Source organism: Actinomadura sp. NPDC048394 (assembly GCF_040651755.1).
In the GTDB taxonomy this organism is placed as follows: domain Bacteria; phylum Actinomycetota; class Actinomycetes; order Streptosporangiales; family Streptosporangiaceae; genus Spirillospora; species Spirillospora montaniterrae.
This window is the reverse complement of record NZ_JBEZJL010000020.1, coordinates 135,564-143,031: the sequence shown is the minus strand read 5'-3', so window position 1 is coordinate 143,031 and position 7,468 is coordinate 135,564. Positions and strand designations below refer to the sequence as shown.

Sequence of the window (7,468 nt, the reverse complement as noted above, 5' to 3'; positions counted from 1 at the left end):
AGGCCATCGCCGTACTGGCGGACCACAGCTGCGCCAGCGCCACCTACGAGGACACCGTCGTCCGCGACGGCGGCCGCTGGCTGATATCTTTACCGCGGTAAAGAGCCACCTCTACGTCACCTCTGGCGAAACGGCACCGCGCGCTCATGCTGGGGGCTCGGGTCGCCGGCCGTCGGCAGGCACCGGGCCGGGCCCGGCCCGTCCTACTCTCAGATCTTCCTGGACTTGGTTCCTGGCAGGTGTGCGGCCAGGCCCCGGCGTCGAGTGCAGCTCGAACATCGTTGCTCATCCAAGCCGCTTCCTTTACGCCGTAAAGGTCCGAGGTTGGATCAAGCGACAGCCACACCCCCTCCGAGGATCCTTCGAGCCGTCCGTGACTTCACAGCGAGCATGGCCCTTGCCTTCGCTGCATGCTCGCTGACGCGTTCCTTGGCGAGAGGAGCGGACGTTCGCAGTGCCGCGACGGTCCTCTTGGGCTCTGCTGAAGGAATCGGCAGGGAGGGGGAGGGGCGCACGGTTGTGTCGATACGGCGCCGGTTGACGGTGTCTTCCGCGATCTGGGCGCAGGCCTTGCAGGGCGCATCCAGGTCGAGCTGCCACTGGTCCTCACAGCGGACGTCGACGCAATCGAAGTCGCGACGCAGGATGCGGTGTGCGATGGCGATGGGTTGGCGGACCAGGTCAGCGGCCAGCTTGAAGCGCCACCAGTCCCAGTGCCGAGTGACTCGGTTGATCAGTTCACCGACGGTGCGGTGTTCGAGCTGGCGGGCGATTTCGTTGGCCAGTCGTTGGGCTTCGTGCTCGGCGAGCAGGGTGGTCAGCTCGTTGGGCATTGCTGCTTGCCACACTGCGGTCACTTGCTGGGAGCGCGCCTCCCACGGCTGGGGCCTTCGAGGCTGGCGATTCCTGGCTGGTCGAGTGTTTGGCTTCCCGGCCGCCTGCGGCCGCTGATTCCGCGCGCGCGTGTAACTACCTGAGGTTTGCCTTCGGCAGGAAGTATCAGTTCTTCCCGCCCTCTCCTTCGGAGAGGGGCGGGAAGGGGTGCCACTTAGGTCGGTTGAAGTTGAATCGGAGCTCTCGGTCTCGACTGCGGTGAGGTCGTCGACCCAGCGGGGCACGATCCAGCGGTACACCTCGGCGCGGTTGTCCTGGTGCTCGTAAGGATCTGTCTGCCCTGGGCGCAGTCGGGCCCTGCGCAGCCATGGGGTGGTGCCCTCTTCCACGGTGATCAGGAGTCCAAGCTCGTGCAGGGTGTCGATGGACCGCTGCAGGGTGCGGCGAGATTGTGGAGTGGCCTTCAAGATGTTGTCGTGGCCTGGCCGGGCGATCAGGTTGTCGTGGTCCGTGTAGGCGAGCAGTGCCCTGGCGGTGCTTTCGACGTTGGCCAGGTGATCGGCCCGGCGGCCGCAGTACTCCAGAGCGAGTTGAAGGCCTCGGAACGCGTCCGTGGTGGTGTTCGCTCGGCGGCAGTCGTCGGGGACAACGCCGACGTAGCCGCGGCGCTTGCCTGCGCATCGCCGCGCGGCCTGGACGGCGCGGTAGGTCCGTTGCCACACGACTGCCGGCGTGACCCGTAGGCGAGCAAACCAGCGTCTGGTGGCGACCAGGCATGCGGCGTCGACCTGGGGGCCGGCGGCTGCGAGCGCGGTATGCCGCGGTGCCTTCGCTGCCTCATGCAGAGTTACCAGGTCTTTGACTGCACGGGTGATCGCCCAGCCCGATGCGGGGAACGAATGTGCAGGGAGTGCCTGCGGGTCGATCCCGGATACGGGTGCTGGGGTACGTGAGACGGCCAGCCGTGGCCTCGCCGACGAAGTGCCGTGAGGGAATAGTTGGCTAGCCGGGGGACGACTTGCTATCGTCTTCCTCCGGACATGACTTGGCCCTGGCCTTGACCCGTCAGCTCAGATGGCGACCAACCAAAGAGCGAGCTGCGGATCTCGGACCGTGGGACCCGATATTGGAGATGAGATGAGCGCCCCGCTGGGGCGCTTACTCATTTCATAGGCCTCCAGCGGGGACGTCAGCCGACCGGCCGGCCTCCCGGCCGACCGGCGCCCTACCGGCCCGGCGCCCCAGAGCAGGGCTCGAAGAGCCAGCGGCGGTGATAAAAGCAATCGCGTCCGGAAGAACGTCGGAACGCGGGCTGGGGGCGGACCGGTAAGAAGGTCTGAGAACGCTCAGTGTCGCCACGCGCAGCCTTCGGCCGGGGCGGGGGAGAGCGGTCGAGCGCCGCGATGCACGCGGTCGCACAGCGTGCGAACTGGTCGCACAGGGCGCATGGGGCGTGTCGCCCGTTGCGCAGCACCCGCTTTCGGGTACTCTCATAAGTGGTCTCCCGGTTGGAGGATGGCTCTTACCGAGGGGGCCGGGGGTCGGGACCTCTCCTACAAGGTTCCGGCTCCGGCACAGCGGCGGCGTCTCGCCTGAAACCAGCTTGATCGGTTTGCCCGACCGATCGAACTGGCTGCGGACGGTCGCCGCTGCTGTCGTTTCTGGAGTTTTTCAGACGTTCTCCACGCGCCCGGTGGGCTGCGAATCCCGTCCTGTCCCGGGACAGTACACCCCTGTTGAGGCTAATGGTGTGAGGCACGCCGCCCGAAACGCGCGTCGTCCTGTCCTCGCACTGTGTCAAAGTCTCGGGACTTTCATCCGTGGACTTTGCCACCGTTGTGGCCACCTGTCAAGATCCAGTTGGGTGCGCGTGTCGCACGAGCGCATCGGCTGCTGAGGAGGCTCGTGGGAGCCGGTCCGCGGGGCCGGTACGTGGGCGGTGGCGGCGTTACGGCCGGGGGAGTGGCAGGTCCTCGTAGGCCAGCTCGGTCCGGAGCGAGTCGGCGACGATCCGCAGGAGTTCTAGCGGGACGCCCTGGTCGTCGCGGGTGAGCCGCTCGATCACCAGGACGGGGGAGCCGGGCCGGATGCGCAGTTCCACCGCCTCCTCGGGGGTCGCGCCGCGGGCGGACACCACCTCGTCGCGGTTGGCCGGCGTGAAGCCGAGTTCGCGCATGGCCGCGTAGGTTCCGGTGGTCAGGCGGTGTTCCTCGGCGAAGGGCGTGCCGCCGAACCTCTCGACGGGGTAGAAGGCGGTCTGGAGCTGGGCGGGCCGGCCGTCCAAGCGGGCATGCTTGAAGCGGCGGATGACCCGGCGGCCGGTGTCTGCCAGCTGGAGCCGGGCGGCGACGTCGTCGCGGGCCTGGCCCTCGCTCACAGCGACGGTGACCAGCGCGCCGGTCCGCTCCTGCTCTGCGCAGGCGGCTTCCCAGTCTTCTAGATCGTCGTCCTCGGGCGCGGCCGCGACCGCGGACTGGGTGACGCGCACCCTGGTCGGATGGCCGCCCTGCCGGTCGAGGACGACCGTGCCGCGGCCGCGCTCGGCGCGGACCAGGCCCCGGTCCGACAGCAGCCGGATCACGTTCTCCATAGTCGTCTTGGACACCTTGTAGGTGGCCATCAGGTCCCGGATCGACGGCAGCATCGATCCCGGTGGGCGAGTGCCCTTCGCGATCTCCTCGCCGATCTTGGCGGCGACCCTCTCGTACTCGTAGCGCTCCGACATGTGCGGGTGTGCCCCTGTTCCTCAATGTCCCGAGACTTTGAAGAGTAGCCGTCCGGCCTGCGTCGACGCTCCCTGTGAGACCGGGGTTTCGGGCACCGTCGCGTGATCGCGCTTGACATCTGCCGTGCGCAGGGGCCAAAATCTGCCGTGAAAGTCCCGGGACAGTTGTCCCGTGTCTTTCGATGACCGGTAAACGCAAAGCGGTCTCGGTGCTGCAACACCGAGACCGCGGGCGGGTCGCCAACCCCAGCGAGAGGAGCCGACCCATGCTCAAGGTAGAGCCCGCGCGGCCAGCAGATCCAGCGGGCCCATCCCACCCCCGTGTCCCCAGGCCCCGCCGGGCCGCTCAGGCCACGGCCAGCAAGACGCCGCCGGCGCCGGACCGCCGGTCCGCTCCGGCGTCGCTGCCGAGCGTCGACCTGGAGGCCCTGGTGTCCGGTCCGCTGTCGCGGTGCGCGAACTCCCCGACCCCGGACGCCTGGGAACCGGAGGCCACCACGATCGCCAAGGCGCGCCGGGTCGGGGAGGACGCCATCGGCGCCTGCGGATGGTGCCCGGTCCGGGCCGAGTGCCTGGAGCGGGAGATGCGCGCCGGTGTGCTGGGGACCGACCGCGACCAGCGGATCCGCGCCGGGTTCACCGGCGGGGAGTTGCGCCAGATGCGGGCCCTCTGGCTCGCGGGGACCTCGGTGCTGGACCTGCTGTGGCCGATCGACGAAGACGGCCCCACGCGGGGCGGCGCGCGGGGGAGTGGCGCGTGAGTGCCCCGGTGGGGCGGCTGCGCCCGGCTCTGTACGCGCTGATGCTGTGCGCGTCGATCGGCGGCATCGCCTACCTGCTGATCGGCGCCTTCACCCCGATCCGCCACGACGCCGCGGTGCTTGTGGGCGTCCTCGTCGGAGCGGGGGCCCGCTCTCGGGTGGTGCGCACCCGCGACGGGTTCCGGCTCGGGCCGATCCGGGTGGCGTGCGGTGTCCCTGCGCGGCGGACGCGGTGGGGGAGGCGATCGGGTTGAAGCGCCCCTCCCGGACCCGCGTGGCCGTTTCGGTCGTGCTGCTGCTCCTGGCCCTCGCGGCGGGCACGCACGGTGGCGCGCTGACCATCCCGGAGACGGCGGCGGTCATCGCGGCCGCCGCCCTGGTCGCCTGCGTGCGCATCCTCGCCCGCCACATCGCCCAGCGGTGCCGCGCCATGAGGACTTCTGCGGTGCACGACCCTCTCGACCCGACTGCGTACGCCACCGCACCGGCCCAGCCGGAGGGCGGACGGCTCCGCGCCGTGGCGCGCGGCCTGGCCGCTGTCGTCGGCCTGCTGCTCGATGCCGCACTGACGTTGCTCTGCGCGCTGCTGTCGCTGCGCCGCCGCGGCGTCACCGGGCGCCTTGTTCGGGTCGTGGCCGATGAGTTCCGCCGGGGCTACCACGGCGCGATCGACGCCGAGTGCGTAGAGGACGACCTGCCAGCCGAAACCCGGGGAGGCACCCGTGGCTAACCCCTCCGACCTGGAGCGGATCGAGTTCCAGAAGCCCTCGGACCTGGAGCAGTTCTCCAAAACCGGCAAAGCCGTGATGCGCGACCTGCGCGACATCTTCGAGGGGGCGGCCGAGGACGCCAAGTTCGCGTTGCGCTCCATCGAGGGTCATCCCGCCTTGTTCGGCCTGGACGTGCGGGTCAAGGCGTGGAAGGTCGCCAACCGGCTCCGCCGGGCGGCCGAGGCCTGCAACGGGGCCGCGCTGGAGACGGTGCGGTTCTGGGCCGAGTACCAGACCCAGTTCGGTGAGCCGTTCGAGGCCGCCCGCAACCGCCGCCCCCGGTTCGACCCCGAAGCCTGACGCTTCCCGACCCGTTGAAGGGAACATCTCCATGAGCAAGGGCACCGGCACTCTGGTCCGGGCGCGCGAGGCCGCGGTCGAGCGCGCCGTGACCGTGGCCGTCTCGTCGGTCCTAGTGCTGTTGCCGCCCTGGCTGGCGCTGCCGATCGGCTGGATCGCGGGCTGGATCGCACACCGCGCCTGGTCCGAGGCCGCGACGCTGCCGTGGGCGGTGTCGGCGCTGACCGCGGCAACGATCGGCCTGGCGAGCCTGACGTGGCACCACACCCATGAGCGGGGACGGTACGGACGCTGGCACGGCACCATCACCGCCGCGTCCGCCGGAGCGTGGCTCATCCTGGCGACCGTGATCGGTGCCTGGAACGCCGTCGCCGTCTCACCGTTCATTCCGGTGTGGTGGGCGGCGCTGGCGCTCACCTGGAACCTGCGCGCGGTGATCCGCACCAGCAACGGTGAACCGGGCGGTGACCGACTGCGCGACCTGTTCGCCCCGCACGCCAAAACAGTCGGGCTCGACGGTGCTGCACTGCGCACCAAGCGGGCCGAGCAGCACCGGGTCTCCGCACAGATGCAGCTCGCCGGCGGCAAGACCGCCGATGACGTGCAGAAGGCAGCCCCGGCGATGGAATCGGCCATGGGCATGCCGCCCGGCTCGATTCTGGCGACCGCCAACGAGGACCGCGCCGACGTCGCCGACATGACCCTCACCGACCCCCGGCTGCTGAAGTACCCGGTCGCCTGGCCTGGCCCGTACCGGCCCGGCGGCTCGATCTGCGAACCGCTCCGGCCGGGCATCTGGCAGGACGGCAACGACGTCGAGTACGTGATGACCGGTCACCATCTGCAGATTTCGGGTATGACCGGCGCGGGGAAGAGCTTCGGCGGCGCCTGGAACCTGTTGGGGGAGGTCATCACCCGGCACGACGTCGCGGTGTTCGGCGCCGACGTCACCAAGGGCCAGCAGACCCTCGGTCCGCTGGCGGCGGGTCTGCACCGTCTGGAGACCACCGAGCAGGGCGCCCGCAAGCTGCTGGCCGAGGTGTTGGCCGAGGTCAAGGCCCGGACCGATTACCTGAGCGGCAAGGGGCTGAACAAGTGGGAATCGGGCTGCGGCCTGACCTACTGGGTGGTGTGGCTGGAGGAGTGCCCCGACGTCCTTGCGGCGCTCAACCTGGACGACGCCATCAAGCTGTTGCGCATCGCCCGGTCGGCGGGAATCAGCATCGTGTTCTCGCTGCAGGTGGCGACCTGGGACCAGCTCCCGACCGCGCTGCGCAAGCTGCTCTACAAGATGTGCTTCGGGTTGAGCGACGCCGACGATCGCGAGTTCACCCTCACCCCCGCGCAGTACAAGATCAAGAGCGTCCGGCCCGAGCTGTGGATGGCCGACCACCAGGGCATGGCCTACCTGCACGCACCTTCCATCCCCGCCGATCGCATCGCGATGCCGCTGCGGACCTTCGACTGGGGCAAGGACGGCCATGCGCAGATGACCGCGCACGCCGCCGCCTTCCCCGCCGCCGCCAAGCAGGTCTGCGCGTCCACCCGCAAGCTCGCCCAGGTCCCGCGCACTGTGCCGACCGCCGTGCCCGCTACCGGGCCCGCCGCGGCGGCCGACACGGGCGCGCCCACGCCGGCGCGCGACGACCATGACCGCGGCCAGACGCCGGATGACGACCTGCCCTGGGACGTAGACGGGGTCATCGAGGAGCACGTCACCACTCCCGACCCCAACCCAGCCAACCAGGCAGGGCTGGACGAGGAGCTCCCGCCCGCCAACGACGAGGGGGTCTCCTTCGCCCGCGAGCCCAGCCGCCCGATGACCCCGCAGCGGGCCCGCCAGGTCCTCTACGCCCGGATCGCTCGCTGGCACGCCGAGGGACGCGACAAGTTCCGGGTCGCCGAGCTGGCAGACCTGTGGCAGCAGGCCGGGCTCAGCCGGTCCTGGGCCAACAAGTGGGTGCGGGAGCTGGTCAAAAGCGGCCACCTCCAGCACGACGAGAAGGGCTCGGGCTACTTCATCGTGCGGGCGCCCGACACAGGCGCAGACGAGGCGGGCGAGACCCCATGACCAAGAT

Annotated in this window: 7 protein-coding genes; 5 read left to right on the top strand and 2 right to left on the bottom strand. The window is 69.9% G+C overall.

Annotated features, from left to right (window positions below; genetic code table 11):
• Positions 1 to 329: 329 nt before the first annotated feature.
• Both AB0C78_RS16870 and AB0C78_RS16865 read right to left on the bottom strand, forming a co-directional pair.
• Positions 330 to 833 carry a hypothetical protein gene (locus AB0C78_RS16870; protein WP_360748161.1) on the bottom strand — a complete coding sequence of 168 codons (504 nt, stop codon included), beginning with the start codon at positions 831 to 833 and terminating at the stop codon, positions 330 to 332.
• A 1,949-nt stretch (positions 834 to 2,782) separates the two neighbouring features.
• Complete coding sequence (locus tag AB0C78_RS16865) at positions 2,783 to 3,559, bottom strand: GntR family transcriptional regulator (protein ID WP_360748158.1); 777 nt, start codon at positions 3,557 to 3,559, stop codon at positions 2,783 to 2,785.
• A gap of 431 nt (positions 3,560 to 3,990) precedes the next feature.
• Here AB0C78_RS16865 and AB0C78_RS16860 point away from each other — a divergent pair, with 431 nt between their 5' ends.
• Genes AB0C78_RS16860 through AB0C78_RS16840 form a run of 5 tightly spaced genes read left to right on the top strand, consistent with a single transcriptional unit; the run spans position 3,991 to position 7,461 of the window.
• Entirely contained in the window at positions 3,991 to 4,320 is a 330-nt protein-coding gene (locus AB0C78_RS16860; protein ID WP_360748155.1) for a hypothetical protein, read from the top strand.
• Positions 4,317 to 4,574: a hypothetical protein gene (locus AB0C78_RS16855; RefSeq protein ID WP_360748152.1), complete on the top strand. Its 258-nt coding sequence runs from the start codon at positions 4,317 to 4,319 to the stop codon at positions 4,572 to 4,574. The genes AB0C78_RS16860 and AB0C78_RS16855 overlap by 4 nt, the downstream gene beginning before the upstream one ends.
• 35 nt (positions 4,575 to 4,609) lie before the next feature.
• On the top strand, positions 4,610 to 5,050 hold the full coding sequence (locus tag AB0C78_RS16850; protein WP_360748149.1) for a hypothetical protein: 441 nt from the start codon (positions 4,610 to 4,612) through the stop codon (positions 5,048 to 5,050).
• Positions 5,043 to 5,390: a hypothetical protein gene (locus tag AB0C78_RS16845; protein ID WP_360748146.1), complete on the top strand. Its 348-nt coding sequence runs from the start codon at positions 5,043 to 5,045 to the stop codon at positions 5,388 to 5,390. The genes AB0C78_RS16850 and AB0C78_RS16845 overlap by 8 nt, the downstream gene beginning before the upstream one ends.
• A 31-nt stretch (positions 5,391 to 5,421) precedes the next feature.
• Positions 5,422 to 7,461 (top strand): hypothetical protein, encoded by a 2,040-nt coding sequence (locus tag AB0C78_RS16840; RefSeq protein ID WP_360748143.1) that lies wholly within the window; start codon positions 5,422 to 5,424, stop codon positions 7,459 to 7,461.
• Positions 7,462 to 7,468 lie beyond the last annotated feature (7 nt).

What these genes read in the sequence shown, in the direction of transcription:
- AB0C78_RS16870 (WP_360748161.1), bottom strand. Translation starts at nt 833, where the DNA reads ATGCCCAACGAGCTGACCACCCTGCTCGCCGAGCACGAAGCCCAACGA.
- AB0C78_RS16865 (WP_360748158.1), bottom strand. Translation starts at nt 3,559, where the DNA reads ATGTCGGAGCGCTACGAGTACGAGAGGGTCGCCGCCAAGATCGGCGAG.
- AB0C78_RS16840 (WP_360748143.1), top strand. Translation starts at nt 5,422, where the DNA reads ATGAGCAAGGGCACCGGCACTCTGGTCCGGGCGCGCGAGGCCGCGGTC.